At 66.9% G+C, this 24,164-nt stretch carries 32 protein-coding genes and 1 pseudogene; 22 read left to right on the forward strand and 11 right to left on the reverse strand.

The annotated features are described in order from the left end of the window. Positions 1–9: 9 nt before the first annotated feature. The 6 genes from IL252_RS08010 to IL252_RS08035 all read left to right on the forward strand — a co-directional run bounded on the left by IL252_RS08010 (position 10) and on the right by IL252_RS08035 (position 3,455). The gene (locus IL252_RS08010) at positions 10–423 is read left to right on the forward strand and encodes a response regulator (RefSeq protein ID WP_208627582.1); all 414 of its coding nucleotides are present in this window, start codon (positions 10–12) and stop codon (positions 421–423) included. Between the two features lie 110 nt (positions 424–533). Then, positions 534–1,766 (forward strand): translation initiation factor IF-2 subunit gamma, encoded by a 1,233-nt coding sequence (locus IL252_RS08015; protein ID WP_153554804.1) that lies wholly within the window; start codon positions 534–536, stop codon positions 1,764–1,766. After that, a complete protein-coding gene (locus IL252_RS08020; protein ID WP_153554803.1) occupies positions 1,763–2,140 on the forward strand; it encodes a DUF188 domain-containing protein in 378 nt (125 codons plus the stop codon). The genes IL252_RS08015 and IL252_RS08020 overlap by 4 nt, the downstream gene beginning before the upstream one ends. A 1-nt stretch (position 2,141) precedes the next feature. Beyond that, positions 2,142–2,720 (forward strand): DNA-directed RNA polymerase, encoded by a 579-nt coding sequence (locus IL252_RS08025; RefSeq protein ID WP_153554802.1) that lies wholly within the window; start codon positions 2,142–2,144, stop codon positions 2,718–2,720. Next, positions 2,720–2,917, forward strand: a complete 198-nt coding sequence (gene spt4 / locus IL252_RS08030) for a transcription elongation factor subunit Spt4 (protein ID WP_015761706.1) — start codon at positions 2,720–2,722, stop codon at positions 2,915–2,917. Before IL252_RS08025 ends, spt4 begins: the two co-directional genes overlap by 1 nt. A 1-nt stretch (position 2,918) precedes the next feature. Then, positions 2,919–3,455, forward strand: coding sequence for a GTP-dependent dephospho-CoA kinase family protein (locus IL252_RS08035; protein WP_208627583.1), 537 nt, complete (start codon positions 2,919–2,921; stop codon positions 3,453–3,455). Between the two features lie 9 nt (positions 3,456–3,464). Here the strand turns inward: IL252_RS08035 and IL252_RS08040 are convergent, their stop codons facing one another. Then, positions 3,465–3,614: a rubrerythrin-like domain-containing protein gene (locus tag IL252_RS08040; protein ID WP_153554800.1), complete on the reverse strand. Its 150-nt coding sequence runs from the start codon at positions 3,612–3,614 to the stop codon at positions 3,465–3,467. A gap of 72 nt (positions 3,615–3,686) precedes the next feature. Continuing rightward, a complete protein-coding gene (locus tag IL252_RS08045) occupies positions 3,687–4,691 on the reverse strand; it encodes a methyltransferase domain-containing protein (RefSeq protein WP_208627584.1) in 1,005 nt (334 codons plus the stop codon). A 151-nt stretch (positions 4,692–4,842) separates the two neighbouring features. Here IL252_RS08045 and IL252_RS08050 point away from each other — a divergent pair, with 151 nt between their 5' ends. The 6 genes from IL252_RS08050 to hisH all read left to right on the forward strand — a co-directional run bounded on the left by IL252_RS08050 (position 4,843) and on the right by hisH (position 8,213). Further along, positions 4,843–5,403, forward strand: a complete 561-nt coding sequence (locus IL252_RS08050) for a TATA-box-binding protein (RefSeq protein WP_015761700.1) — start codon at positions 4,843–4,845, stop codon at positions 5,401–5,403. Positions 5,404–5,481: 78 nt separating this feature from the next. Beyond that, entirely contained in the window at positions 5,482–5,853 is a 372-nt protein-coding gene (locus IL252_RS08055) for a hypothetical protein (RefSeq protein WP_208627585.1), read from the forward strand. A gap of 75 nt (positions 5,854–5,928) precedes the next feature. Beyond that, positions 5,929–6,078 (forward strand): 50S ribosomal protein L40e, encoded by a 150-nt coding sequence (locus IL252_RS08060; protein ID WP_015761698.1) that lies wholly within the window; start codon positions 5,929–5,931, stop codon positions 6,076–6,078. Between the two features lie 63 nt (positions 6,079–6,141). Next, positions 6,142–6,585 (forward strand): DUF3592 domain-containing protein, encoded by a 444-nt coding sequence (locus tag IL252_RS08065; protein WP_208627586.1) that lies wholly within the window; start codon positions 6,142–6,144, stop codon positions 6,583–6,585. Positions 6,586–6,705: 120 nt separating this feature from the next. Then, positions 6,706–7,293 carry a uracil-DNA glycosylase family protein gene (locus tag IL252_RS08070; protein ID WP_153554797.1) on the forward strand — a complete coding sequence of 196 codons (588 nt, stop codon included), beginning with the start codon at positions 6,706–6,708 and terminating at the stop codon, positions 7,291–7,293. A 275-nt stretch (positions 7,294–7,568) separates the two neighbouring features. Next, positions 7,569–8,213: an imidazole glycerol phosphate synthase subunit HisH gene (hisH, locus tag IL252_RS08075; RefSeq protein ID WP_208627587.1), complete on the forward strand. Its 645-nt coding sequence runs from the start codon at positions 7,569–7,571 to the stop codon at positions 8,211–8,213. A gap of 47 nt (positions 8,214–8,260) precedes the next feature. On the opposite strand, the gene IL252_RS08080 is transcribed toward hisH, so the two are convergent. Together IL252_RS08080 and IL252_RS08085 are read right to left on the reverse strand one after the other, a co-directional pair. Beyond that, positions 8,261–8,518 (reverse strand): HalOD1 output domain-containing protein, encoded by a 258-nt coding sequence (locus IL252_RS08080; protein ID WP_208627588.1) that lies wholly within the window; start codon positions 8,516–8,518, stop codon positions 8,261–8,263. Continuing rightward, the gene (locus IL252_RS08085; protein ID WP_208627589.1) at positions 8,515–8,703 is read right to left on the reverse strand and encodes a hypothetical protein; all 189 of its coding nucleotides are present in this window, start codon (positions 8,701–8,703) and stop codon (positions 8,515–8,517) included. The genes IL252_RS08080 and IL252_RS08085 overlap by 4 nt, the downstream gene beginning before the upstream one ends. Before the next feature lie 207 nt (positions 8,704–8,910). Here IL252_RS08085 and IL252_RS08090 point away from each other — a divergent pair, with 207 nt between their 5' ends. Next, positions 8,911–9,567, forward strand: a complete 657-nt coding sequence (locus IL252_RS08090; RefSeq protein WP_208627590.1) for a helix-turn-helix domain-containing protein — start codon at positions 8,911–8,913, stop codon at positions 9,565–9,567. A 13-nt stretch (positions 9,568–9,580) separates the two neighbouring features. Here IL252_RS08090 and IL252_RS08095 read toward each other — a convergent pair whose 3' ends face one another. The 3 genes from IL252_RS08095 to IL252_RS08105 form a co-directional block, all read right to left on the reverse strand. Then, positions 9,581–9,898 carry a hypothetical protein gene (locus tag IL252_RS08095; protein ID WP_208627591.1) on the reverse strand — a complete coding sequence of 106 codons (318 nt, stop codon included), beginning with the start codon at positions 9,896–9,898 and terminating at the stop codon, positions 9,581–9,583. 98 nt (positions 9,899–9,996) lie between these two features. Beyond that, positions 9,997–11,736: a histidine kinase N-terminal 7TM domain-containing protein gene (locus IL252_RS08100; protein WP_208627592.1), complete on the reverse strand. Its 1,740-nt coding sequence runs from the start codon at positions 11,734–11,736 to the stop codon at positions 9,997–9,999. Between the two features lie 219 nt (positions 11,737–11,955). Beyond that, a complete protein-coding gene (locus tag IL252_RS08105; RefSeq protein WP_170093143.1) occupies positions 11,956–12,303 on the reverse strand; it encodes a hypothetical protein in 348 nt (115 codons plus the stop codon). A gap of 87 nt (positions 12,304–12,390) precedes the next feature. Here IL252_RS08105 and IL252_RS08110 point away from each other — a divergent pair, with 87 nt between their 5' ends. Beyond that, a complete protein-coding gene (locus IL252_RS08110) occupies positions 12,391–13,500 on the forward strand; it encodes a tRNA (guanine(26)-N(2))-dimethyltransferase (protein WP_208627593.1) in 1,110 nt (369 codons plus the stop codon). Here IL252_RS08110 and IL252_RS08115 read toward each other — a convergent pair. Then, positions 13,497–13,892 (reverse strand): hypothetical protein, encoded by a 396-nt coding sequence (locus tag IL252_RS08115; RefSeq protein ID WP_170093145.1) that lies wholly within the window; start codon positions 13,890–13,892, stop codon positions 13,497–13,499. The genes IL252_RS08110 and IL252_RS08115 overlap by 4 nt on opposite strands. Positions 13,893–14,144: 252 nt before the next feature. On the opposite strand from IL252_RS08115, the pseudogene IL252_RS17780 reads away from it, so the two are divergent. Continuing rightward, positions 14,145–14,495, forward strand: a pseudogene (locus IL252_RS17780) (ribonuclease BN); the annotation flags it as partial. 2 nt (positions 14,496–14,497) lie between these two features. Beyond that, positions 14,498–15,397 (forward strand): phosphatase PAP2 family protein, encoded by a 900-nt coding sequence (locus IL252_RS08125; RefSeq protein WP_208627594.1) that lies wholly within the window; start codon positions 14,498–14,500, stop codon positions 15,395–15,397. A gap of 158 nt (positions 15,398–15,555) precedes the next feature. On the opposite strand, the gene glnA is transcribed toward IL252_RS08125, so the two are convergent. Then, complete coding sequence (gene glnA, locus IL252_RS08130; protein ID WP_208627595.1) at positions 15,556–16,905, reverse strand: type I glutamate--ammonia ligase; 1,350 nt, start codon at positions 16,903–16,905, stop codon at positions 15,556–15,558. 126 nt (positions 16,906–17,031) lie between these two features. Here glnA and lrp point away from each other — a divergent pair, with 126 nt between their 5' ends. From lrp to IL252_RS08145, 3 genes are all read left to right on the forward strand, one after another. Next, on the forward strand, positions 17,032–17,490 hold the full coding sequence (gene lrp, locus IL252_RS08135; protein ID WP_015761687.1) for an HTH-type transcriptional regulator Lrp: 459 nt from the start codon (positions 17,032–17,034) through the stop codon (positions 17,488–17,490). Positions 17,491–17,644: 154 nt separating this feature from the next. Continuing rightward, positions 17,645–19,201, forward strand: coding sequence for an MATE family efflux transporter (locus IL252_RS08140; protein ID WP_208627596.1), 1,557 nt, complete (start codon positions 17,645–17,647; stop codon positions 19,199–19,201). Positions 19,202–19,310: 109 nt separating this feature from the next. Then, complete coding sequence (locus tag IL252_RS08145) at positions 19,311–21,287, forward strand: DUF460 domain-containing protein (protein ID WP_208627597.1); 1,977 nt, start codon at positions 19,311–19,313, stop codon at positions 21,285–21,287. Here IL252_RS08145 and IL252_RS08150 read toward each other — a convergent pair. Together IL252_RS08150 and IL252_RS08155 are read right to left on the reverse strand one after the other, a co-directional pair. Beyond that, positions 21,284–21,478 (reverse strand): hypothetical protein, encoded by a 195-nt coding sequence (locus tag IL252_RS08150; RefSeq protein WP_153554781.1) that lies wholly within the window; start codon positions 21,476–21,478, stop codon positions 21,284–21,286. The genes IL252_RS08145 and IL252_RS08150 overlap by 4 nt on opposite strands. Positions 21,479–21,610: 132 nt before the next feature. Then, the gene (locus IL252_RS08155) at positions 21,611–22,021 is read right to left on the reverse strand and encodes an SCP2 sterol-binding domain-containing protein (protein ID WP_208627598.1); all 411 of its coding nucleotides are present in this window, start codon (positions 22,019–22,021) and stop codon (positions 21,611–21,613) included. Between the two features lie 107 nt (positions 22,022–22,128). On the opposite strand from IL252_RS08155, the gene eif1A reads away from it, so the two are divergent. The 3 genes from eif1A to IL252_RS08170 are packed head-to-tail and all read left to right on the forward strand — an operon-like array spanning position 22,129 to position 23,986. Then, complete coding sequence (gene eif1A, locus IL252_RS08160; RefSeq protein WP_015761681.1) at positions 22,129–22,416, forward strand: translation initiation factor eIF-1A; 288 nt, start codon at positions 22,129–22,131, stop codon at positions 22,414–22,416. Between the two features lie 45 nt (positions 22,417–22,461). Next, entirely contained in the window at positions 22,462–23,382 is a 921-nt protein-coding gene (rio1, locus tag IL252_RS08165) for a serine/threonine-protein kinase Rio1 (RefSeq protein ID WP_208627599.1), read from the forward strand. Between the two features lie 55 nt (positions 23,383–23,437). After that, entirely contained in the window at positions 23,438–23,986 is a 549-nt protein-coding gene (locus IL252_RS08170) for a KH domain-containing protein (RefSeq protein ID WP_153554778.1), read from the forward strand. Positions 23,987–24,164: the final 178 nt, after the last annotated feature.

A 24,164-nucleotide genomic window follows, 5' to 3' on the forward strand; every position in this document is an offset into this window, starting at 1 on the left:
TGGGGGGAGATGGCACCCGTGGGTGACGGCGGTGGGAACGCGAGCGCGATCGACGTACTGGTGGTCGACGACGAGCCACAGATGGCAGAGCTGGTCGGGACCTATCTCGAACGGACCGGCGACGATCTCGAAGTCGCGACGGCGACCAGCGTCGGCCAGGGGCTCGACGCGCTGGACGACCGCTTCGACTGCGTGGTCAGTGACTACCACATGCCACAGATGGACGGACTGACCTTCCTCGAACGCGTCCGCGAGCGGCTCCCCGACGCCGTTCGCATCCTCTATACGAGCGACGGCGACGCCGAGCTGATGATCGCGGCGCGCGACGCGGACGTCGACTACGTCCACAAGCAGTTCTCGACCAAACAGTACGCGGCGATGGCGACACACATCCGTCGGCGCACGGCCGCCGACTCCGTCTGACAGCCACGTCCGGTCGAATCGTGCGTCGTGCTCCCAAGCGACCGTTGTGTGGCCGAAACAGTAGGTTTATCACTCGCAGGGGGCGAACCACTACCAAGATTACTCCCGAGATGACATCGCACAACCAACCGGAGGTGAACATCGGACTCGTCGGCCACGTCGACCACGGAAAGACGACGCTGGTCCAGGCTCTCTCAGGCGAATGGACGGACCAGCACTCCGAGGAGATGAAACGTGGTATCTCTATCCGTCTGGGCTACGCAGACGCCACGTTCCGTCGCTGTCCCGATGCCGACGAACCCGACGCGTTCACCGCGGCCGAGCACTGTGAAGAACACGACGTCGACACCGAACCGTTGCGAACGGTCTCGTTCGTCGACGCGCCGGGTCACGAGACGCTGATGGCGACGATGCTGTCGGGTGCCGCCATCATGGACGGTGCCGTCCTCGTCGTCTCCGCGACCGAGGACGTGCCACAGGCACAGACTGAAGAGCACCTGATGGCACTGGACATCATCGGCATCGACAACATCGTCATCGCTCAGAACAAGGTCGACCTCGTCGACCGCGAGCGTGCCCAGGACAACTACGAGCAGATCAAGGAGTTCGTCTCCGGCACCGTCGCCGAAGACGCACCGATCGTCCCGATCAGCGCGGGCCAGGAAGTGAACCTCGACCTGCTCATCGACGCGATCGAACGCGAGATTCCGACGCCGGAGCGTGACCCCGACGCCGACGCGCGGATGCTCGTCGCACGGAGCTTCGACATCAACCGTCCGGGAACGACCTGGGAGAACCTCAAGGGCGGCGTCCTCGGTGGTTCGCTGGTCGACGGCCAGCTCGAAGCCGACGACGAGATCGAACTCCGCCCCGGCCGCGAGGTCGAAGAGGGCGGCCAGAGCGAGTGGCAGCCGGTGACGACCGACGTGCGATCGCTCCAGGCCGGCGGCGAGTCGGTCGACGCCGCCACCCCCGGCGGACTGCTGGGTGTCGGTACCGGACTCGATCCGTCGATCACGAAAGGTGACGCGCTGGCCGGCCGCGTGGCCGGACCGCCCGGCACGCTCCCGCCGACCCACGAGCGCTTCGAGATGGACGTCGATCTGCTCGAACGCATCGTCGGCGAGGACGGCGGCGAGGTCGAAGCGATCTCGACCGGCGAACCGCTCATGTTGACGATCGGGACCGCGACGACGGTCGGCTCGGTCACGAGCGCTCGCGGCGGCGAGTGCGAAGTCGCACTCAAGCGGCCGGTCTGTGCCGAGGCCGGCGCGAAGATCGCGATCAACCGACGTGTCGGTGCCCGATGGCGGCTCATCGGCGTCGGCACGCTCCGGGAATGATCCTCCTGGACACGAACGCACTCATGATGCCGGTCGAATGCAACGTCCGTCTGTTCGCGGAACTCGATCGCCTCGGATTCGACGAGACCGACTGTCTCGTCCCTCGGTCCGTCCTCGCCGAACTCGACAAACTCTCGGTGGGCGCGGGGGCGGAAGCGACCGCGGCCAGCGTGGGCCGGGATCTCGCGGACCGCTGTTCGGTCCGGGAGGCGGCGGCCGACTACGCGGACGACGCGATGGTCGAACTGGCCGGCGACGACGACGTGACACACGCCGTGACGAACGACGCGCCCCTCAAACGACGGTTGCTGGACCGTGGCGTTCCAGTAATTAGTTTAAGGGGCCGGAACAAACTCGCCATTACTCAACCATAACATGTACAAACGGGTTCGACTCCGCGACACGGTCGAAGTGCCCCCGCGGCACCTCGCAGACGTGTCTCCGGATCTGGTCAAGAAGCTCCTGCAGGACAAGCTCGAAGGACGAATGGACGAAGACGTGGGTTCGGTCGTCTCCGTCATCGACGTCAAGGACATCGGCGAGGGCGCGGTCCTCCCGAACAAGCCCGGCGTCTACTACGAGGCCGAGTTCGACGCGCTCACCTTCGACCCACAGATGCAGGAAGTCGTCGACGGCGAGGTCGTCGAAGTGGTCAACTTCGGTGCCTTCGTCGGCATCGGGCCGGTCGACGGCCTGCTCCACGTCTCCCAGATCAGCGACGAGTATCTGGCCTACGACGAGGAGGGACAGGCACTCGCCTCCCGGGAGTCCAACCGGACCCTGGGGACCGGCGACGCCGTCCGCGCACGCATCGTCACCAAGAGCATCGACGAGCGCAACCCCCGCGACTCCAAGATCGGCCTCACGGCAAAGCAGGTCGGTCTGGGCAAGCACGGCTGGCTCCAGGAGGAACGGGAGAAACGCGCCGCAGAGGCGGAAGCCGGTGATAGCTGATGGCTGATCGCCTCGTCTGTCGTGACTGTCACCGCGTCCAGCCCTCGGAAGCCGAAGAGTCCTGCGAGATCTGTGGCTCGACATCGCTGACCGAAGACTGGGCCGGCTACGTCGTCATCGCCCACCCCGAGACCTCCGAGATTGCCGAGGAGATGGAAGTGACCGAGTCCGGGCAGTACGCACTGAAAGTCCGCTAACGTGTCTTCGCTCCGCCTCGACCTCCCGTCGTCGCTGCGCCACGAACTCAAAGAGCCGCTGGGTCCGATCTACACCGACGCCGACGAACTGCTGACGGCCGCCGCCGAGCCGATCGTCGCCGTCGGCGACATCGTCACCTACCACCTGCTGGAGGCCGGCTACACGCCCGCGGTCGCGTTCGTCGACGATCGCACCAAGCGCGCGGCGGTCGATCCGGAGGTTCGAGACGCCGTCGGCGGGTTCGACCACTGCCGGACCGTCGACAACCCGGCGGGGACGATCACCGGCTCCCTGATCGGCGCGCTCAGCAGGGGGCTCGACGAGGACGGGACGACGCTGATCCGGGTCGACGGCGAGGAGGATCTGGCGGCGCTGCCGGCCGTACTGGCGGTCCCGGAAGGCGCGAGCGTCGTTTACGGCCAGCCAGACGAGGGGATGGTGCTGGTGACCGCCGACGCGGCCGCTCGCGAGCGCTGCCGGGACCTCATCGGACGGATGGACGGGCCCGCCGACGAACTGCTCGCGGCGCTGTCCTGACCGTCGTCGCTACTCTGCGTTCGCCGCGTGGACGGCCCGCATCGCCCCGCCACACGCCTCGCACTCCTGGGGTGCGTGTTCCGTCTGGACGCGCCGATCACAGCGGCGACACTCGTAGACGTGGTCGCCGTCGTCGTGTGGTGTCGACCAGAGTGGCACGTGTGCTAGTCTGTAGCACGCGAACGCAGAAGGATCTGACGCTCGTCTAACTATTTCCGTCGCCGAACCGAATCAACCCAGCACGTGGACGTGCCGAACGAGCGAGCGATGCACTCGACGCTCGAAGCGGTCCTCGACGGTCCAGCCGGCCGCCTCGGCGGCGTCTTCCCACGAGCGGTCCGCGACCAGCACGGCCCGCGGGGCGATCCGCTTGGCCTCTGCGAGCGCACCCGAAACGACGGCGTCCAGTTCGCCCTCGATCTTGGACTGGCGGCCGTAGGGGGCGTCGAAGACGACGGTGTCGGCGATGTCGTCCCGGAGCGGGAGGGCGGTGGCGTCGGCACGGGCGACGGCGAAGTCGTCGAGGAAGGCGTCGAGGTTCTCGCGCGCGCCCCGGACCATCTTCTCCTGTGCGTCGGTCCCGACCACGTCGGCACCCGTCAGGCCGGCCTCGATGAGGATGCCGCCGGTGCCACACATCGGGTCGACGACGCGCCGGTCCGCCCGCGCACCGGCGATGTTGACGATCGCGCGGGCCTCCATCGGGTCCATACTGCCGGGCTGGGTGAAGGGGCGATCCATCGGCGCGCGCTCGCCGTAGTCCCGGACGGAGGCGCTCTCCAGCCACGCGAGCGCACAGACGCCGTCGGCGTCGGCGGCGACTTCGCTGGCGTCGGTGGCCTGCTGGTGGCCCGCCGAGAAGAGCGCCCGGAGCTCGTGGTCCGGATCGTCGAGGTCGACGGTAAAGCCCCGCTCGACCAGTCGTTGCCCGAGTTCGCGTTCGGCGCGCTCGGTGTCGATCCCGGTCGTCGATCGCACGTCGACCGCGCGGACGGCGACGCTGCCGGTGCGGTCGACGTTCGCGGCGTCGAGGGTCACGCTGGCGCTGTCGACCGTCGGCTCGCAGGTGGCGAGCAGTTCACTGGCCCGCCGAGTGAACGCCAGGGTGCGCACGCGGTCGGTGATCCCCCGTGCGGTCGCCAGTCCTGGCGCGCGGAGGCTCACGTCGGTCGCCGCGCTGGCCGCTTCCCTGGCTGCGAAGCGATCGTCCTGGCCGGCGAGTTCGAGGACGTACACGCCCGACGGTGGGTGCCAGTGGGGTTTCAGGGTGCCGATCCGTTCGCTCTCGGAGCGACGACGAGACGGCCGTGTGATCGCTCCAGTGTGGGATCTGTCAGTCCATGCCATCAACCTTTATAAGTCTTAAATACGTGTTTTAAGTCGAGACATGGTTGACCCCAAGGAAACCATCAATATCGAAAACGTCGTCGCCTCGACTGGCATTGGGCAAGAACTCGACCTCCAGAGCGTGGCGATGGACCTGGAAGGGGCGGACTACGATCCCGAGCAGTTCCCGGGGCTGGTCTATCGGACCCAGGACCCCAAGTCGGCAGCGCTGATCTTCCGATCGGGGAAGATCGTCTGTACCGGTGCGAAAAGCACCGACGACGTCCACCAGAGTCTGCGCATCGTCTTCGACAAGCTCCGCGATCTGAACATTCAGGTCGACGACGACCCGGAGATCGTCGTCCAGAACATCGTCACGTCGGCCGACCTCGGTCGAACGCTGAACCTCAACGCGATCGCGATCGGGCTGGGGCTGGAGAACATCGAGTACGAGCCCGAGCAGTTCCCCGGCCTCGTCTATCGGCTCGACGATCCCGACGTGGTCGCCCTGCTCTTCGGTTCGGGGAAACTCGTCATCACGGGTGGGAAAGAGCCCGACGACGCCAAGGAGGCCGTCGACAAGATCGTCTCCCGACTCGAAGACCTCGGCCTGCTGGAATAGCGCGACGACGCCTCTCGTCTTCTCTCTGGCCGGCACGCCTTCGATGCATCCTTTAGCGGGCCAGCCGTACCGTCGGCTATGTTCGGCCTCCTGCAGACGGGTATCGCTGGCGGCGGGCTGGTAGCGATCGCCGTGACGCTGCTCGTGACCTGGCTGTTCTACGGCGTGACCCTCCACCTGGCGGCCGTGTTCTTCATCGGCGAAGTCCCGAGCCAGCGGGCCGCCTACGCGGCGATCGCACCGGCGGTCGTCTCCCTGCTCCTCCAGCAGTACACCGGCGCTGGCCTGCTCGTCCTGGTGACTATCGCCGCCACGCTCGCGACCGATCTGTTCTCGATCAGCTACGTCTACCGCCTCAAGTGGCGCTCTGCCATGCCCCTCGTTGCTCTCCACTTTGCCTTCGCCGGAGTGCTCGGGTTCGCGTTCAACAACATCTTCGGTCTGGTCTGAGACGCGCGGCCGTCGTCGAGACGGCGGACGAGCCGATTCGGAAACGCTTAACCGCGCCGACGGGAATGGACGCGTATGGCTAAGTTCGAAGAAGCGTCCGAGCGACTCCTCAACAAGCAGATCTGCATGCGGTGTAACGCTCGCAACCCGGCCCGAACAGAGAAGTGCCGCAAGTGTGGCTACAAGAAGCTCCGACCGAAGGCCAGCGAACCCCGCTCGGCCTGATCGGCTCTTCTCTCCGCGCTCACCGACCGGTAGTCATACGACTGTCCCGGCCGAGACGATCGTATGGTCTCGCTCCCGTTGCTGGCGGTCTTTACGACTGGCCTGGCCGTCGCTGGCTACGGACTGGCCCAATACTTTCGACGGGCGCGACGCGACCCCTACGACGCGACGACGACCGGCACGGTCGTCGAGTCGGACCTCGACGCCGAGACGAGGGCCCGGCGTGGGGACTACACGCCCGCGGTCAGCTACGAGTACGTGGTCGACGGCGTGACCTACCGACACGACCGCGTGCGGGCCAACACCGACCCGCTCTCGCGCCGCGGCGCCACCGTGTTGCTCGGCGAGTTCCACGAGGACGCCGAGGTGACCGTCCACTACGACGCCGACGACCCCGAGCGGGCGGTCCTCGTCCCGCCCGAGGGCGCTCAGTCCTGGCTCGTACTCGTCGTGGCCGGCTTCCTCGTGGCCATCGCCGCCGCCGCGCTCGCTGTGGCTGGCGTCTGATACTACCGGCTGTAAATCTGTGAACGATTTCGCCACCCCGGGGTGGCGAAGATCTTCACGAAGGTACAGCCAGCAGTATGAACGACGAGCGCTTTTGTCCGTCCCGCCACAGGGCCGAGTATGGAGCAGATGGACGGGCTGCAGGTGACCGACTGTGAGCGCTGTGGCGACCTCGTCGACTCCCGGTCTCGGATCGTCGACGGGACCGGACCGCCGGAGGCAGACCTCCTGTTCGTCGGCGAGGCCCCCGGTGCGCAGGAAGACGCCGACGGGGAGCCGTTCGTCGGTCGCAGCGGCGACGTACTGGACGACGCCCTGCGCGAGGCGGGACTCGATCGGGGCGACGTACGCATCACCAACTGCGTGCGCTGTCGCCCGCCCGACAACCGCGATCCCCGGCAGGCGGAACTGGCCAACTGCCGCCCCTATCTCGAACGCGAGATCGAACTGGTCGATCCGGAGCTGATCGTGACTCTGGGCAAGGTGCCGGCCGAGCACCTGCTGGAACGGGACGTGGCCGTCACGAGCGAGGCCGGCGACGTGTTCGACCCCGAGATCGGCGGCCAGCGCCGCGAACTGCTGGTCTCGGTCCATCCAGCGGCGACGCTGTACGACCGGAGTCAGGCAGACACCTTCACCGACGCCATCGCGACGGCCGCCGACTACACGGACGAGGACAGTGGGCAACGGCGGCTCGGTGATTTCTAGCGAGGGGCAGCCCGAACGAAGTGAGGGCTGGCCCTCGATATGCGAGCGGTGACGAGCGGAACCGCGAGCAGCGGTGTCGAACGAAGTGAGACGGACAGTTGTAGCCGTCTGCCAGTGATCGCCGACGCGGCTGGCGATCACTGGCGAGCACGTACGACTGTTCGTCTGTGGCTGGCCCTCGATATGCGAGCGGTGACGAGTGGAACCGCGAGTAGTGGAGGCGCAAGGTTCGACGGAACAGGAAGCGACTTAGGAGCGTCTCGCGAAGGCTACGTATGGCCACGAAACAGACCGCCGCCGAGGTGGTCGTCGTCGACTACGGGCTGGGGAACCTCCGGAGTGTCACCCGCGGGCTCGAACGGGCCGGTGCGGACGTGACCCTCTCGGAGGACCCCGCCGAGTTCGCCGCGGCCGACGGTATCGTTCTGCCGGGCGTCGGCGCGTTCAGCGAAGGGATGGACAACGCCGGTCCGTTCCGCGAGGCACTGGTCGAGGAAGCCGAGGCCGGGACGCCGCTCTTTGGCATCTGTCTCGGGATGCAGATGCTCCTGACGACGAGCGAGGAGGCCGACCACGAGGGCCAGGGCGACGCCGAGGGGCTCGATCTGGTGCCGGGAAAGAACGTCCGCTTTCGGACCGACCAGACCGTCCCGCACATGGGCTGGAACGAGTTGGACGTCCAGCGCGATCACCCGCTCGTGGACGGTGTGGACGGCGAGTACGCCTACTTCGTACACTCGTACTACGCCGAGCCCGCGGACGACGACGCCGTCGTCGCGACGACCGACTACGGGACCGACTTCGCCAGCATCGTCGCCAACGAGGCCGGTAACGTCTTTGGCACCCAGTTCCACCCCGAAAAGTCGGGAGAGACGGGACTACAGATTTTGCGTAACTTCGTCGGTATCTGTTCGGAGTAGCGTCGCCACGTCCGGCCGCCCCGTCGGCGTGGCCGCTCACGGAGTGGTCAGGACGGTTTGCCGTCGACCGTGACGAACCGGTCGTGGTCGACGGTGACCGTGTGGCCGTCGACTGCGATCGTGAGCTGCCACTCGCCGTCGTGGCGACCGAGCTGGTCCAGTGCTTCGGTGTGTACCTCGTCGTACAGGACGAAGTCAAGATCACAGGTCGAGACGCCGCGATAGCGGGCGATCGCCTCCAGCACGATCATCGAGAGCGGCTGTCCTCCGGCGCTGGGCGATCCCGACAGTGCGTGATCGGTCATCCGGTAGCCCCGTCGAGTTCGACGATCGTCGCTTCCCAGTCTGGCCCGCTGCCACTGGTCCGGCAGGGCCACGGTCGCGCGACGGTGAGGTCGTTGTCGTGGGCACACTGTAGCAGTGCTGTGAGTGCGGCCTGAAACTCCGCGTCGGTCGTAACGTCTCCGTGATATGGGTTGTCTCGTGTCATAATAGTGGCCGGACTGTCTACAGATACGACCCGAATGAGCCGAAACTTCCGAATCGACGCCGGGGTCTGCACACCGTTGTCCGTACGTGACCAAGCCGTGCCAGAGTAAAAAACCCCCGAGACAACCATGGTATGCCATGTAATCGATTCCGACATGATATTCAACCCAGCCTACAACTTTTTGCGCTTCCCCGTGTCACTCCGGTAATGAGCGTCATCGCTGATCTGCAGGTCCCTGCGACGAAGTTCGAACTCGGACGCATTCTTGCGATGGAACGGCCGGTCTCGGTCGTGCTGGAGACGATGGTGCCGATGGGCCAACAGACGGTTCCGTTCTTCTGGGTCCACGACCACGACCGCGATATCTTCGAGGAGGCAGTGCGGGAGCACCACGCCGTCGAGCACCTCCGTGAGGTCGAGGTCCACGACCACCGCGTCCTCTACGCGTTTCGCTGGCGGACCGACAGCGACGACCTCTTCGCCGCTTTCGCCGAGGCCGACGCCCAACTGCTGGAGGCGACGGGCCACGCCGACTCCTGGGAGTTCGAACTGCGCTTTCCGGACCACGAGCACCTCTCGACGTTCAAAGAGCGCTGTGACGACGCCGACATCGAACTCGACGTCCGTCGCATCTACAACCCCACCAAACCCGAGAGCGGACCCTACTACGGACTCTCTCACCCCCAGCGTGAGGCACTGTCGACGGCAGTCTCGGAAGGGTACTACTCGATTCCTCGGCGCATCTCGACGAAGGAACTCGGCGGCCAGCTGGGCATCTCTGACCAGGCGACGACCGAGCGACTCCGGCGGGCGATCATCACGCTGACCGAACACACGCTACTGACCGAAGACGACAGCGAGTAGACGGCGGGCGCTGTCAGTCGACGGTCACCGAATCGGTCGGTGCCGTCTCGCGATCGCTCCACGCCCCGACCTCGTCGCCGTGGAACTCGACCAGCGGTTGGATCGTCTCGAACTGCGGTCCCCGAGAGACGCGCTCCGCATCTTTGTTCCACTCTGCGTATCCCATCTGCTCTAGCAGGGGGAGATGCTGGTGGTGGAGACTGATCTGTCTCAGTGGCTCGGCTCGGTTGCCGATCAGTACGTCGATGTCGACCGTCGGTTCGTCGAGGAGTGCCAGGAGGACCCCTCGTCGCTGCTCGTCGGCCAACGCCAGGTACGCCTCATCGTCCATACCGTCATTCGCTCTCCCAGCCGGATCACCATTCGCCATGGTGAATCATGTCCCGCAAAAGTTGGGGGACAGATCGTCGCCGAGAACCTGCCAGTAGCTCAGGCCGCCGACTGCTCGCCGTCTTCCTCGACCGGGACCCACAGCCGCGCCGTCGTGCCGTCGTCGACCTCGAAGTCGAGGTCCCCGCCGAGCCGGCGGGTCGCCCACGAGGCCAGCCACAGCCCCAGTCCCGTCGAGTGTTCGAGATCCGTCTCCTCGCCCGCCGCCAGCACGTCGCGTTCGTGTTCCGGGAGTCCCGGACCGTCGTCCGCGATGGCGATCTCGACGCCGCCGTCCCGGACCGTCGCGGTGACCCGGACTGGCGCTCTCTCGTCGCTCGTCTCGTCCGGCTGGCCGGTGGCGGCGTCCTGACGAGTGTTCGAGTCAGGGCTCGTGGAACCGTGTTCCACGGCGTTTTCCACGAGCGCGACACACAGCACCCGGAGCGTGTCGGCGTCGACCGTCACGGTCACGTCGGGCACGTCCGTGGCGATGGGCACGTCGGCGTCCACGTCGTCGACGGCGTCGGAAAGCAGCGCGGCGAGTTCGACGGTGGTCGCTCGCCGATCGGCACCGAGGATTCCTTCGATGGCACGGGCCTTCTCGCCCAGATCGACGAGGTCGTCGGCCTTGCCCTCGACGGTGTCGAGCAGCTCCGAGACTTCGGTGTCGTCGGTCGCCTCGTTCGCGGCCTCGGCGAACCCGCGGACGACCGTCATGTCGTTGCGGAGGTTGTGCCGGACGACGCGGTTGAGCACCTGGAGTCGCTGCTCGCGCTGGATCTCCTCGGTGATGTCCTGCAGGACGATCGTCGAGCCGAGCCGGTCACCGCTGGCGGTCAGGGGCGTCGTCGCGAGGCTGTAGGTTCGTCGCCGACCGTCCATGTCGACAGTCACGCGGTCCGTCTCGTCGGGACCGGCGAACGTCTCGTCTGTCAGAAACGCGGCCAGTGGCTCCGTCAGCGCCCGCGCCTTCTCGACGCCAAGCACCGACTCGGCCGCGGCGTTGAGCGTCACGATCCGGTCGTGTTCGTCGACGACGACGACGGGGTTCCCGAGGTCTTCGATGGCCGCGCGTTCGCCCTCTCGGCGGGTCGCGGGGTGGAACTCGAACATGTCGCTGCGGACGAACGCGTAGGCGTCGAGCGCGATGTGGGGCAAGAAAAGCACCGTCGCGAAGTTCAACTCTGGGACCGGACCGATCTCGTAGAGCCAGACGATCACCGCCGACAGGGGCGGCACCGTGCTCACGCCGACGGCGATCGCCTCTCGGCGGTAGAGTCGCCCGTAGCTGGCGACGGTGTCGAACAACACCAGACTCCCGAGCAGCGCGATCAAGACGCCGCCGGTGGCGACCACCACCGCCCACAGCCGCAGTTCGTAGGCCGTTCCCGCCAGTCCGGCTATCGCGACGACGGAGAACTCGTCCCAGACGAGCCCGTGCCAGGGGTTGGTGCCGAGCAAGACGACGGCGACGGCCGGCAGCGTCAACAGGGCGCGGTACCACGGCGTCTCCACGAGGTGGCCCCGTCCGGTGTAGGCCAGCGCGAACGCGAGAAAGTACACCGCGATCCCGGCCAGCAGCGCCCAGCCAAGCACCTCCAGGGCCAGCCGCACAGTCTCGTCGAACACCAGCAGGGAGACGGCGTAGCTGACGCTCCACAGCGCCTGGCAGGCCAGCGACAGCAGGAACCACTTCGCGCCCGGCTTCTCGCGGTAGCGCCAGAGTCGGCCCAGCAGGGTCAGGGTCCCGACCCCCGAGGCCAGCGACGCGACGACGATCCAGCTGCCGGCGATCATCTACAGACAGGAGGACAGCGAGTCACTTACCGGTGCTGGTCGTTCGGCTCTCGGTTCGTACGGAAAGCTGTCGTCGCGTACCGGTGCGCGTCGCCACGGGGGAGACGCTCACCGGCAAATCGCGACGACCGTCCGTCTCATACGGAAAGTTGTAGTTACTTACCGGTGCGCGTCGCCACGGGGGAGACGCTCACCGGAACATTGCTACAACCGTCCGTCTCAGAGGAAATCGCGCACGTCGGAGTACCACATGTCGTGGTCGTCGGTGGCCTCGATGGCCTCGGCGATCCGGACCGCGATCGCGTGCCAGCACAGCTGCTCGGGGTCGGTGGCGTCGAGGTTGTACTCGCTGTCGGCGCAGGTACAGCCGCCGTCTTCGACGACGTACTCGTCGTCGTGGCCGACGACGATCGTGAAGTCCCGGTAGGCCTTGACCCGCTGCTCGCCGACGGCTTCGATGGCCTGCTGGCCGCGGTCACCGTGGACCGAGACGATGCGGTCGACGGCGTCGGGGGTCAGCTCTCCCGCGGCTTCGAGCATCGACACCCACTCCTCGACCGCGCTCATTGGCCCCACTTGCGTGAGACGGGTGAAAACACCGTCGGTGAGCGCCCGATGCGTGGCGCTTTTCGCTCCCCGCCTTCCAGTAGCGGTATGCGCGTCACAGAGGGGCAGGTCACCGTCGAGGTACCGGAGCAGGCCGACGCCGGCAAGGGCGAGAACGTCTTTTTCAACCCCGTTCAGGAGCTGAACCGCGACCTGACGATCGCGACGCTGCGGGCCTTCCGAGAGCGCGAGCCCCGCGCCGAGCACTATCTCGACGCGACGGCAGCCAGTGGCGTCCGCGGCGTCCGGGCCGCCGCCGACGGCTGGGAGGCGACGCTGTGTGACGTAGATCCCGACGCCGTTGCCCTCTGTGAACGGAATCTCGATCGCAACGACCTCTCGGGGACGGTCCGCCACGAGGACGCCAACGTCGCGATGCACAGCGATCCCTGGGACGTGGTCGACATCGACCCCTTCGGGACGCCGATCCCCTTCGCCGACGCCGCCTTTCAGGGGACCCGCGATCTCGTCTGCGTGACCGCGACCGACACCGCACCGCTCTGTGGCGCACACTTCGAGAGCGGCGTCAGGAGCTACAGCGCCGTTCCCCGAAACACCGAGTACCACGCCGAGATGGGGATGCGGATCCTGCTCGGTGCGATGGTCCGGACCGCCGCCCGCTACGACGTGGCCGCTCGCCCGATCCTCAGCCACGCGACCAAGCACTACGCCCGGACGTACCTCGAACTGGACCACGGCGCGACCGTGGCCAACCGCGCCCTCGACGAGATCGGCCACGTCTACCACTGCCAGCAGTGTCTCTACCGGACCCACGAGGCGGGGCTCCACGCCGACGCGCCCGACGCCTGCCCGAACTGCGGCCAGCACCTCCAGACCGCCGGCCCGCTCTGGCTGGGTGGGGCCTGCGAGCCCGACTTCGCCGCGGCCGTGAGCGAGTACCTCTCCGAGGACATGGGGACGGCCGAGCAGGCCGCCGAGCTGCTGGCGACGCTCGCTGCGGAACTCCCGACGCCGACTCACTACGACCAGCACCGCCTGTGCAAGCGCTGGGGCGTCGGCGCGCCCGCGATGGACGACTTTCTGGACGCGCTGCGGGCGGCCGGACACGACGCGTCACGCACTCACTACGGCGGCACGACGTTCAAGACCGCCGCCGACGTGACCGAGATCAGGGACGCCACGGTCGACTCCTTCTAGGCCAGCGTCTCGACGAATCGCGTCACGAGCGAGTAGCCGGCGTGGTACACCGGCCGGAGGAAGTAGTTGACCATGCCGACGAACCCGAGCAGGCCGCCGACCGTCTGGATCTCCGCGGGCGTCGCCCCGAAGACGAACGCGCTCGCGGCCGCTGCCAGTGCCGGCCCGATCCAGAGGTCTCGAACGTAGCGGTCGAGGTCCTGGCCGAGTCGCCGACCGGGCCGGGGGAGGCGCTCTCTGCCCGCGGCGAGCGTGACAGCGATCAGCGTCAGTACCGCCACCAGTGGGACGCCACCGCCGATGCCGGCGAGGCTGGCTCCGATCAGGAGCACGCTGGCGACGAGCAAGAGCGCGGTCGCCTCCATCGCTCGCTCGTCGAACACGCGTTGCATGTCCGGCCGAAGGAGGGCCCCCACAATATGGGTTCCGCCTCCCGGGCCGGCGGCCACGAGAATCTGGACCGGCAGCTACAACAGGCCGCCGCCCACATCGGTCCAACGATGACAGCCGACGACGGGGAGACGCCCCCACCGGACGCGGGTGACGGGGACGACGCCGACAGCACGCCGTCGAGCGAGCGCCACGCGGCTGGCAGCGGCGGCGAGACGCCCCCGCCCGACGATCCCGCGCGGCGGGACAATCCGACACAGGAAGAACTCGACGAACTGCGCGCCGAACTGGAGTCGTTCCGCGAGGACGTCGAGGACCGGACGCTCCATCGCGACGAGGTCAAAGACGACCTCCGCCGGTACGTTCGCCGCGAACTCCGGCGGGGCCACGCCCGTGGCTGGGGGCCGTACCTCGTCTTGCTGTACGGCACCGCCATGACCCTCGGTGCCTTCTACTACCTCCAGGACCAGGGTCTGTGGGCCGTGCTGGCGATGATCGTGATCTGGCTCTCGACGCTCGGGCTCTACGTCGTGATGCTCGTCACCGGTCTGGGGATCGGTGCCGCGGGCATTCCACGACGCCTGCTCGATCGGCTGCGGGGCTGACCGTGCGCGCCATCGGCGTCTCCGAGTGGCTCGGCGAGGCCCTCGGTCCCGCGGTCGTTCCCTTCGCCCTGGTGACCCAGCTCGGTGACCTCTGGTTTCTCACAGTCGTCGTGGGGCTGCTCTACTGGCTCGGCCGGTCCACGCCACAGGTCGGCGCGGGCGTCGACCGCGAGCGGGCGGCGACGGTCGTGGCGCTCCTGTTCGGGACCGTCGCGTTGCTCACGACGCTCAAGCCGCTGTTCGGCCTGGCCCGGCCGCCCGACGCGGGCGTGGCTCCCCAGGCCGCGCTCGTCCCGGCGGCCCTGGAGGGGGTGTACGCGTGGCTGGCGACCGGCGACGGCTTCGGCTTCCCCAGCGGCCACGCGCTGGGGACGACAGTCGTCTTCGGCGGGCTCGCGTGGGCCGTCCGCGTGGGTCCCCTCCGTCGCCGCGCCGCGCTCGCTGCCGGCCTCGTCGCGCTCGTCTCCCTCTCTCGGCTCGCGCTCGGCGTCCACTACCTCGTCGACGTGCTCGCCGGGGCGGGGGTGGGTCTCGCGTATCTCCTCGTCGTGGTGGGCGTCCTGGGGACGCCCCGACGGGCCTTCGGCCTCGCGACGGCAGTGGCGCTGCTCGGCCTCCTGGTCGTGGGTCCCCATCCGGAACTGGTCGCCACCGTCGGGCTGTGTGTCGGCGGGACGGCGGCCTGGCTGATCGCTGGCGATCGCCTCCTGGCGCTTTCGGACACCCGTCGTGGCGGTGTCCTCGCCACGCTCCTCGGCCTCGCGGTCGCGGGGCCGGCGCTCGCGGTGACCGGCCTGCTGGCCCCGTCGGTCCCGCTCGCGCTGGCGGGTGGACTGGTCGGCGGCGTCGTCACCGTGGCGGCACCGCTGGTCGGTCACGGCGTCGATAAAAAAGGCGCGTAGTCGGCGGTCGTCGCGGGCCTGTGCTTGCTCTCGCCGGCCCGTCCGAACTGACGGCGAGACGACTGGGTGCCGTGGCCTCATACTGCTGGCTGTACCTTCGTGACGATCTTCGCCACCCCGAGGTGGCGAAATCGTTCACAGATGTACAGCCGGTCGTATCAGAACTTCTCGAGGTAGCGGTCGAGCTCCCAGTCGGAGACGTCGACGCGGTAGTCGTCGTACTCCTGGGTCTTGGCGTCGACGAAGTTCTCGTAGACGTGCTGGCCCAGCGCGTCCTGGACGACCTCGTCGTCTTCGAGTGCGTCGACGGCCTCGCCGAGGTTCGACGGCAGCGTGGTGATGCCGTACTCCTCGCGCTTTGCCTCGTCGAACTCGTAGATGTTCTCGCGGACGGGGTCGTCACAGTCCAGTTCCTTCTCGATGCCGTCCAGCCCGGCGTGAATGAGCGCTGCGAAGGCGAGATACGGGTTACAGGACGGGTCGGGGAAGCGGGCCTCGATCCGGCTGGCCGCGGGCGTGCGGGCCGCGGGCTTGCGGATCAGCGCCGAGCGGTTGCGGTCGGACCAGGCGACGTAGACGGGTGCCTCGTAGCCCGGGACGAGTCGCTTGTAGGAGTTGACCGTCGGGTTCGACACCGCGGCGATGGCCTCGGCGTGTTCGAGGATGCCGGCGGTGAACTGCTTTGCCGTCTCCGAGAGGTCGAACTCGTCGTCTTCGTCGTGGAACGCGTTCTCGCCGTCTTCGAACAGCGAGAAGTGCGTGTGCATCCCCGAGCCGTTGATCTTCGGGATCGGCTTGGGCATGAACGTCGCGTGCAGGTCGTGTTCGGCCGCGATGGCGCGAACGACTGCGCGGAACGTGGCGACGTTGTCGGCCGTGCTCAGCGCGTCGTCGTAGGTGAAGTTGATCTCGTGCTGGCCCTCGGCGACCTCGTGGTGGGAGGCTTCGATGTCGAAGCCCATCTCTTCGAGGCCGAAGATGATGTCACGGCGCACGTCGGACGCGAGGTCCTTGGGCGCGAGGTCGAAGTAGCCACCGGCGTCGTTGGTCTTGGTCGTTGCACGCCCCTCCTCGTCTTCCTCGAACAGGAAGAACTCCGGCTCGGGGGCCGCGTTGACCGTGTACCCCATCTCCTCGGCGCGCTGGATGGCGCGCTTGAGGACGCCACGCGGGTCGCCAGCGAAGGGCTCGCCCGTCGAGGTGTCGATGACGTCACAGATGAGACGGGCCGCGGCACTCTCGTCGTCGTTGCGCCACGGGAGCACGGAGAAGGTCTCCGGGTCCGGGTCCAGGCGCATGTCAGACTCCTGGATGCGGACGAAGCCGTTGATCGAGGAGCCGTCGAAGTAGATCCCTTCGGTGAAGGCCTTCTCTGCCTGATCGGCCGGCACGGAGACGTTCTTGATCGTCCCCAGAATGTCTGTAAACTGCAGGCGCAGGAAGTCGACGTTCTTCTCTTCGATCTCTTCCAGTACGTCTTGTGCTTCCGCCGAGAGTTCGCTTGTCATTTTTGGACACCCGAGAGGAACACTGCTATCACTAAAATCCTGCTGCTTTGCGCAAAGCTTCCGGGCCTACGGGGAGGAATTGCATATTCGTAAAATTCTAATCCCTGGGGATCGTTCCACGATGTAATGACGTACGAAAATTTGGACCGGAAGCTAGTGAATGAACTTCTGGGCGACGGGCGGGCCAGCCTGCGGAGCCTCGCCGAGGACCTCGACGTCTCGGTGACGACCGTCTCGAACCACCTCTCGGACCTCGAAGAGCAGGGGATCATCCAGGGGTACACGCCGAAAGTCGACTACGACGAACTGGGCTACGACGTGACCGCCATCGTCCAGCTCAAGGTCGAGGGCTCCTCGCTGCCCGAGGTCACGGAGTCGCTCCGAGAACACAAACAGATGATCTCCGTCTACGAGGTCACCGGCGACTACGACATCATCGCGGTCGGGAAGTTCTCCGACACCGACGGCATGAACGCCCAGATCAAGGAGCTGCTGACCGACCCCGAGATCAAGGAGTCCAACACCAGCGTCGTGCTCAACGCCGCCAGCGAACACGAGCAGTTCGACCTCGAACTCGAAGAGTAAGCGACCGTCGCCGTCGCGGTTCGGGCCTCGCGAAATCGATATCCAAACATTCTTGACTGAATAGTCAGTTAATAGCTGTAATGACAGTTACCGCCCAGCCCCCGGTCCCTCCCTCGCGGCCCCCATCGTCGCCCAGACGGGGAGTGATCGAGACGTGACGCTACTCGACGAACTGCGGCGTGCCTTCTCCGTGGTCTTTCGAGGCCCGGAAGAGCTGGAGCTGACCAGCGGCTCGATCGGGACGCCGCTCTTTTTCCTCTCCTTGCCGATCATCATCACGAACCTCCTGCAGGTCGCGTACAACCTCGCCGACACCTTCTGGCTCGGCCAGTACAGCACCGAGGCGCTGGCGGCGATCTCCTTTGCCTTCCCGATGGTCTTTTTCCTCATCTCGCTGGCCATGGGGATCTCCGTGGCCGGCAGCGTCCTCGTGGCCCAGTACACGGGCGCGGACGAACCCGAGAAGGCCCAGTACGCCGCCTCCCAGACGGTGACCTTCGCCGTGCTGGCGTCCGTCTTCTTCGGCGTCACCGGCTACTTCTTCATCGAGGACTTCCTCCGGTTCGTCGGCGCTTCGGAATCGGTGCTGCCCGGCGCGACGGCGTACCTGCAGGTGATGGCGCTGGGACTGGCCTTCCTCTTTGGCTTCCTCGTGTTCATCTCGCTGATGCGGGGCGCTGGCGACACCGTGACGCCGATGCTCGTGATGTTCGGGACGGTCGTGTTGAACGTCGTGTTAGACCCGTTCCTCATCTTCGGGTGGACGCTGGTCGAGTCCGCGCCGGTGGTCGGCACGATCGCCTTCCCGGAGCTTGGCGTACAGGGAGCGGCGATCGCGACGATCTTCTCCCGCGGGGTGGCGATGGCCGTCGGCCTCGCCATCATGCTCTCGGGAACCCGCGGCGTCAAGATCTCCCCCAGCGAGATGGTCCCAGACCCCGCCTACGTCCGCAAGCTGTTGCGCATCGGCGTGCCCGCCTCCGTCGAGGGGACCGGCCGCTCGATCTCGGTCAACCTGATGCTGATCGTCGTCGGCACGTTCTCGACGCCGGTCGTCGCCGCCTTCGGCGTCGGCACCCGGATCTTCTCGCTGATCTTCATGCCCGCCATCGCCGTCGACCGCGGCGTCGAGACGATGACCGGCCAGAACATCGGCGCAGACAAGCCCGAACGGGCAAACACTGCCAACCACTTCGCCGCGAAGGCCTCCTTCCTCATCCTCGCCGCGGTCGGCGTCGTCGTCTTCTTCACCGCCCCGACGATCGTCAACGTGTTCAGCCCCGACCAGGAGGTCGTCCGCATCGGGGCGGAGTTCCTCCGCTGGGTCGCCCCGACCTTCGGCTTCATCGGCGTCGTCAGGGCCTACTCCGGGGGCTTCCGTGGCTCGGGCAAGACGCTCACCGCCGCCGCGCTGGCGATCCTGATGCTCGGGTTCATCCGCCTGCCGGTGTCGTGGGTCGCGTCCCGCGTCGTCGACGTTTCGACTCTCTCGCTTTCGGTGCCCGGATTCGGTACCTTCACGACCGACATCCTCGCGGGGACGCTGGTGGCCGACGCCTTCGCGTACTCGCTCGGCTCTCGGGGGATCTGGCTCGGCTTCGCCGTCTCGAACGTGCTGGCCGCGGTCCTCGCGTGGGCGTGGTTCTCGCGGGGCACCTGGCGCGAGGCCGACCTCACCGACGAGCCGACGGCCGCCGTGGCCGACGACTGACAGCGACTGACAGCCACTGCCCGCTCTGTACTCGTGTGGGCAGCGACCGCCAGCGACCGATGATGCTCCCGGCGTGGGGATTATAGTCACAGATCACTAACCCACGGCCGTGAACACGCGTACCGGGGCGCTCGACGCGGTTGTCTTCGGTGTCGACATCCAGAGTGGCGACGTGCGCGGGGACGCTCCCTCCTACGCGCTGGTCGTGTTCGACGGCGAGGGAATCGAGCGCGACGTGGTGAGTCTGCGCAAGCTCCGGCGGCTGATCGACGACGTGGAGCCGTCGATCGTCGCGACGGACAACATGTACGAACTGGCCGAGGACAAGGACGCGCTCGTCCACTTCCTCGGGACCCTCCCCGACGAGACCACGCTCGTTCAGGTGACCGGTGCCGAGCAGCCCGAACCCCTCTCTCGGGTGGCGTCTCGCCACGGGGTCCCCTACGGGAAGGAGCCGATGAAAGAGGCGGAAGCGGCCGCACGGCTCGCCGCGGCCAACGTCGGCCAAGAGGTGTCTGCTTTCACCGACACGACCGAGGTGAAGGTCGCCCGCGGTCGCTCGACGGGCGGCGGTGGCGGCTGGTCCGAGGACCGCTACACTCGCCGGATCCACGGCTCGGTCAAGCAGCGCGCTCGCGCGGTCGAGTCGGAACTGGACGACGCCGGCCTCGACTACGAGCGCGAGGTCACCGAGAAGTACGGCGGCTTCTCGCAGGCGCTCTTTACCGTCTCGGCCCGGCCCCAGGACATCCCGGTCTCGCGGATGCGCTCGGGCGACGTGCGCGTCGAGATCGAACGCGAGCGCCGCGACGGGATCGAGTTCCGGCCACTGGCCAAGCGGCGCGACCACGTCGTCGTCGGCGTCGATCCCGGGACGACGACGGCCGTCGCGGTCGTGGGACTCGACGGCGAGGTCCTGGACGTGTACTCCTCGCGGACCGTCGACGCCGCTGGCGTCACCGAGTGGATCGTCGAGCGGGGCCGGCCCATCGTCGTCGCGGCGGACGTGACGCCGATGCCAGAGACCGTCGAGAAGTTGCGTCGCTCGTTCAGTGCCGCGGGGTGGACGCCCGACAGCGACCTCGCGATCGACGTGAAACAACACCGCACTCGCGAGGAGGGGTACGACAACGACCACGAGCGCGACGCGATGGCGGCGGCGCTGGGGGCCTACGACGACCACGCCGACCAGTTCGAGCGCATCGCCGAGAAGGTGCCGCCCCGCGAGGACGTGGGCGAGGTGACCGCGCGGGTCGTCGCCGGGGGCGAGTCCGTCGAGAGCGTCCTCGACGATCTGGCCGACGACGGCGGCGACGGCGACGAACAGACCGAACACACGCCCCGCGAACTCACCGAGGAGGAAAAAGAGATCAAACGGCTCCGGGCCCGCGTCGAGCGCCTGGAAGGCCACGTCGACGACCTGGAGGCGACCATCCAGCAGAAAGACGACCAGCTCGCGGAGAAAGAGCGGGAACTCTCACAGGCCCGCAGCGAGGAACGTCGCGAGGTGCGCAAGGACCGCGAGGTCACGCGCCTCCAGCGGGAAAACGAGCGCCTCGAACGCGAACTCGAAGCCGAACGCGAGGACCGCGAGGCCCTCGAATCGAAGCTCGAACGGCTCAAGGGACTGTGGAAGCTCGACCACTCGAACTTCGCGGACGTGTCGGAGAAACAGGAGGGGCTGGTGTCGGTGAAAGTGATCGAGCAGTTCACCAGCGACGCGATCGCGACCGCCGACGAGGCCGTCGGCCTCGTCGAGGACGACGTGATCTTGCTGCGGGACGCCTCGGGCGCGGGCCGGTCGACCGCCCAGCGGCTGGCAGCGGTGAACCCGCGGATCGTCCTGCGCAACGGCGGGCTCTCGGACGTGGCCGACGAGATCCTCTTCGAGCACGACGTTCCCGTCGCGCCCGCGGAGATGGTGACCGTCCAGGAGGTCGACGAACTCGCGGTGGCTCGCGAACACGAGGTCGAGGCCGCCATCGAGGACTGGGAGGAGCGCGCCGAAGCACGGAAACGGGAGCAAAACGCCGAGCTGGTCGACCAGATCATCAGCGAGCACCGCGCGGACCGACCGGAGAGCTAGGGGAGTCCGCCCGCACCGAGGCCGAAGGCAGTCATGAGGTTCTTGACCATCCCGTAGACGATCAGTCCGAGACCGGCGACGACGAAGGCGATGCCGGCGGCGACGATGGGTGCCACCCACGCGACCAGCGCGATCCCGCCGAGCATCACGACCACGCCGAGGATTCCGGCGATGCCGAGTTTGTCGAGCATACTCCGACTGGTGCGAGGGAGGGAGGTAAGGGCTGTGGTCCGACTCGACGTTCATACTGCCGGCTGTAACTGTTTCAAGAGATTCGCGACCCCGTGGTCGCGAAATTCTTCACAGACGTACAGCCGGCAGTATCAGTACGCGAAGGTCGTCTCCACGTCTCGGGCCGCCTGGACCAACTGTGCGACGGCCGCCTGGCGCTGGAGCAACTCGATCGTGTTCCCCTCGACGGTGAAGGGGCCGTCCATGACGGCCTCGGCCGCGTCGAGTTCGCCCCGCAACATCGCTTTCCAGGCCTCGTAGGGGCCACGGAGCGCGAAGTCGTGGTCGAACTCCGTCGCGAGTTCCGCGACGGGACACGCCCCGTCGTCGACGACCAGGCGGACGACGATCGGATCGCCGTCGTACGCGTCGTCCGGCGTGATCTCGAAGCGGAAGGTCGCGGCGAAGTCGGCGGCCGCCTCGGCGAAGGCCGGTCGGTCGGCCAGCGCACCGTGCCACTCGGTGACCCACTCGTCGGCGTCCTCGGGCAGCGTCGTACTCATCGCCCGGTCGTAGGCCCAAGGGGAACTTGTGCGTTGCCACTCGCTGGACCGGTCGATTCGGTCAAAACCGTACAAGCCTTAAACCGTTCGCCATCAAAAGGTGGCGTATGAGCGACAACGAAGGCCGCAAGAACCTCCGGATGCCCGAAGACGACGAGGTGTTCGCCATCGTCACGAACATGCTCGGAGCCAACCGCGTGAAAGTACGCTGTATGGACGGCGTCGAACGCACCGCGCGCATCCCCGGGAAGATGCAAAAGCGCATCTGGATCCGGGAAGACGACGTTGTCCTCGTCGAACCGTGGGACTGGCAAGACGAGAAGGCCGACATCACCTGGCGCTACGACAAGCAGGAGGCCGACCAGCTCAAAGAAGAGGGACACATCCAGGAGTAACGATGGCCACGCACACATGACGCCGCCACCGTTCGGGGGCGACCGATGAGCGACGACGGCGACTTCGGGCTCGTCGACACCGAGGAGGCCGACGGCGTCGGTGACGAGTGGGAGTCGATCGACGTTTCTGACACCGAGGCAGACGAGATCGCGCGGACGCGCGACCGCGAGTTCAGCGAGTTTCGCAAGCGGATCAAGAACACCGAGCAGTTCAAAGTGACGGCGTCGGTGTTCGACGACGCCACCTACGGCGCGCTGTACAAACTGGTCCAGGACGGGCACATCGACGCCTTCGGCGGCCCCATCTCGACGGGCAAGGAGGCGAACGTCTACACCGCACTGGCCGGCGACAGCGAGGCACGCAGCGCCTCGGGACAGTCGGGCGGCGACGGGGCACCACGGGACGAGGAGGTCGCGGTCAAGATCTATCGGATCAACGCCTCGGACTTCCGCGACATGCGGGGGTATCTCGACGGCGACCCGCGCTTCGAGGGGATCGGCTCGGACAAGAAGAAGGTCGTCACCGCGTGGGTCCGCAAGGAGTTCGCCAACCTCCAGCGGGCACGCAAGGCCGGCGTCCGCGTGCCCGAACCGATCGCCGTCCAGCGAAACGTACTGGTGATGGAGTACATCGCGACCGAGGACGGCCGTGCCAAGCGGCTCAACGAGGTCCACATCGAGAACCCCGAGACGGCCTTCGAGGTCGTCCGGGAGTACATGCGCCGCCTCTACGACGCTGGGCTCGTCCACGGCGACCTCTCGGAGTACAACATCGTGTTCCACGAGGGCCAGCTCGTCGTCATCGACCTGGGCCAGGCCGTGACCGTCCACCACGGCAACGCGCGGGACTACCTCGAACGGGACTGTGAGAACGTCGCGAACTTCTTCGCACGACAGGGCGTGGACGTGACCGCCGAGGATCTGCTCGCCACGGTCACGCGGGCCGACGGGGCGGCCGACGGGTAGCTGACGGCCACAGACGAACGCTTAACTGTCCGGATACAGTAGCTCGCAACATATTATGCAACACGTGAAGATTCCGCAGGACCGCATCGGCGCACTCATCGGCGAAGGGGGTGAGACCATGCGCGAGATCGAGGACCGAGCCGAAGTTCGCCTCGATATCGACTCCGAATCCGGCTCGGTGGAAGTCGAGTCTGTCGGCGACCCGATCACGGGACTGAAAGGCCCCGACATCGTGAAAGCGATCGGTCGCGGCTTCAACCCGGAGGACGCGCTCGCCCTGCTCGACGACGAGATGATGATGTTCGACGTGGTCGACATCGACGCCGCCTCCCGCAACCAGAACGACTTCACCCGCCAGAAGGGACGCCTCATCGGCGAGGGCGGTCGGACCCGGGAGCTCATGGAGGAACTCACCGGCGCGTCTGTCGTGATCTACGGCTCGACGCTGGGGATCATCGGTGGCCCGGAACAGGTCGACGCCGTCCGTGAGGCCGCCGAGATGCTGCTCGAAGGCGCACCACACGGCTCGGTCTACTCGTTCCTCGAACGCAAGCACAACGAGATGAAACAGAAGGGACTGAACTACCACCAGTTCCACGGCTGACTCTCGCGCCGTTTCTCCCGGTCTCGACTGTGCCCAGCCACAGCGCCGCCACGAGGCGCGCTCGTGGCCGCTCGCGATATCGTATTTAAAACCACTGTGACAACCCTTGTCAAATGCGGGCTGGGCTGTCTCTCCGGCGGTCTGGCTTCCGGGTCCACAATCTTTATATAGAAGCACA

The organism is Halomicrobium sp. IBSBa (genome assembly GCF_017612575.1).
Classification (GTDB): Archaea; Halobacteriota; Halobacteria; order Halobacteriales; family Haloarculaceae; genus Halomicrobium.

Coding starts and splice junctions, on each gene's coding strand:
- IL252_RS08010 (WP_208627582.1), top strand. CDS start 10: ATGGCACCCGTGGGTGACGGCGGTGGGAACGCGAGCGCGATCGACGTA.
- IL252_RS08015 (WP_153554804.1), top strand. CDS start 534: ATGACATCGCACAACCAACCGGAGGTGAACATCGGACTCGTCGGCCAC.
- IL252_RS08020 (WP_153554803.1), top strand. CDS start 1,763: ATGATCCTCCTGGACACGAACGCACTCATGATGCCGGTCGAATGCAAC.
- IL252_RS08025 (WP_153554802.1), top strand. CDS start 2,142: ATGTACAAACGGGTTCGACTCCGCGACACGGTCGAAGTGCCCCCGCGG.
- spt4 (WP_015761706.1), top strand. CDS start 2,720: ATGGCTGATCGCCTCGTCTGTCGTGACTGTCACCGCGTCCAGCCCTCG.
- IL252_RS08050 (WP_015761700.1), top strand. CDS start 4,843: ATGGTTGACCCCAAGGAAACCATCAATATCGAAAACGTCGTCGCCTCG.
- IL252_RS08055 (WP_208627585.1), top strand. CDS start 5,482: ATGTTCGGCCTCCTGCAGACGGGTATCGCTGGCGGCGGGCTGGTAGCG.
- IL252_RS08060 (WP_015761698.1), top strand. CDS start 5,929: ATGGCTAAGTTCGAAGAAGCGTCCGAGCGACTCCTCAACAAGCAGATC.
- IL252_RS08065 (WP_208627586.1), top strand. CDS start 6,142: ATGGTCTCGCTCCCGTTGCTGGCGGTCTTTACGACTGGCCTGGCCGTC.
- IL252_RS08070 (WP_153554797.1), top strand. CDS start 6,706: ATGGAGCAGATGGACGGGCTGCAGGTGACCGACTGTGAGCGCTGTGGC.
- hisH (WP_208627587.1), top strand. CDS start 7,569: ATGGCCACGAAACAGACCGCCGCCGAGGTGGTCGTCGTCGACTACGGG.
- IL252_RS08080 (WP_208627588.1), bottom strand. CDS start 8,518: ATGACCGATCACGCACTGTCGGGATCGCCCAGCGCCGGAGGACAGCCG.
- IL252_RS08085 (WP_208627589.1), bottom strand. CDS start 8,703: ATGACACGAGACAACCCATATCACGGAGACGTTACGACCGACGCGGAG.
- IL252_RS08090 (WP_208627590.1), top strand. CDS start 8,911: ATGAGCGTCATCGCTGATCTGCAGGTCCCTGCGACGAAGTTCGAACTC.
- IL252_RS08095 (WP_208627591.1), bottom strand. CDS start 9,898: ATGGACGATGAGGCGTACCTGGCGTTGGCCGACGAGCAGCGACGAGGG.
- IL252_RS08100 (WP_208627592.1), bottom strand. CDS start 11,736: ATGATCGCCGGCAGCTGGATCGTCGTCGCGTCGCTGGCCTCGGGGGTC.
- IL252_RS08105 (WP_170093143.1), bottom strand. CDS start 12,303: ATGAGCGCGGTCGAGGAGTGGGTGTCGATGCTCGAAGCCGCGGGAGAG.
- IL252_RS08110 (WP_208627593.1), top strand. CDS start 12,391: ATGCGCGTCACAGAGGGGCAGGTCACCGTCGAGGTACCGGAGCAGGCC.
- IL252_RS08115 (WP_170093145.1), bottom strand. CDS start 13,892: ATGCAACGCGTGTTCGACGAGCGAGCGATGGAGGCGACCGCGCTCTTG.
- glnA (WP_208627595.1), bottom strand. CDS start 16,905: ATGACAAGCGAACTCTCGGCGGAAGCACAAGACGTACTGGAAGAGATC.
- lrp (WP_015761687.1), top strand. CDS start 17,032: ATGACGTACGAAAATTTGGACCGGAAGCTAGTGAATGAACTTCTGGGC.
- IL252_RS08150 (WP_153554781.1), bottom strand. CDS start 21,478: ATGCTCGACAAACTCGGCATCGCCGGAATCCTCGGCGTGGTCGTGATG.
- IL252_RS08155 (WP_208627598.1), bottom strand. CDS start 22,021: ATGAGTACGACGCTGCCCGAGGACGCCGACGAGTGGGTCACCGAGTGG.
- eif1A (WP_015761681.1), top strand. CDS start 22,129: ATGAGCGACAACGAAGGCCGCAAGAACCTCCGGATGCCCGAAGACGAC.
- rio1 (WP_208627599.1), top strand. CDS start 22,462: ATGAGCGACGACGGCGACTTCGGGCTCGTCGACACCGAGGAGGCCGAC.
- IL252_RS08170 (WP_153554778.1), top strand. CDS start 23,438: ATGCAACACGTGAAGATTCCGCAGGACCGCATCGGCGCACTCATCGGC.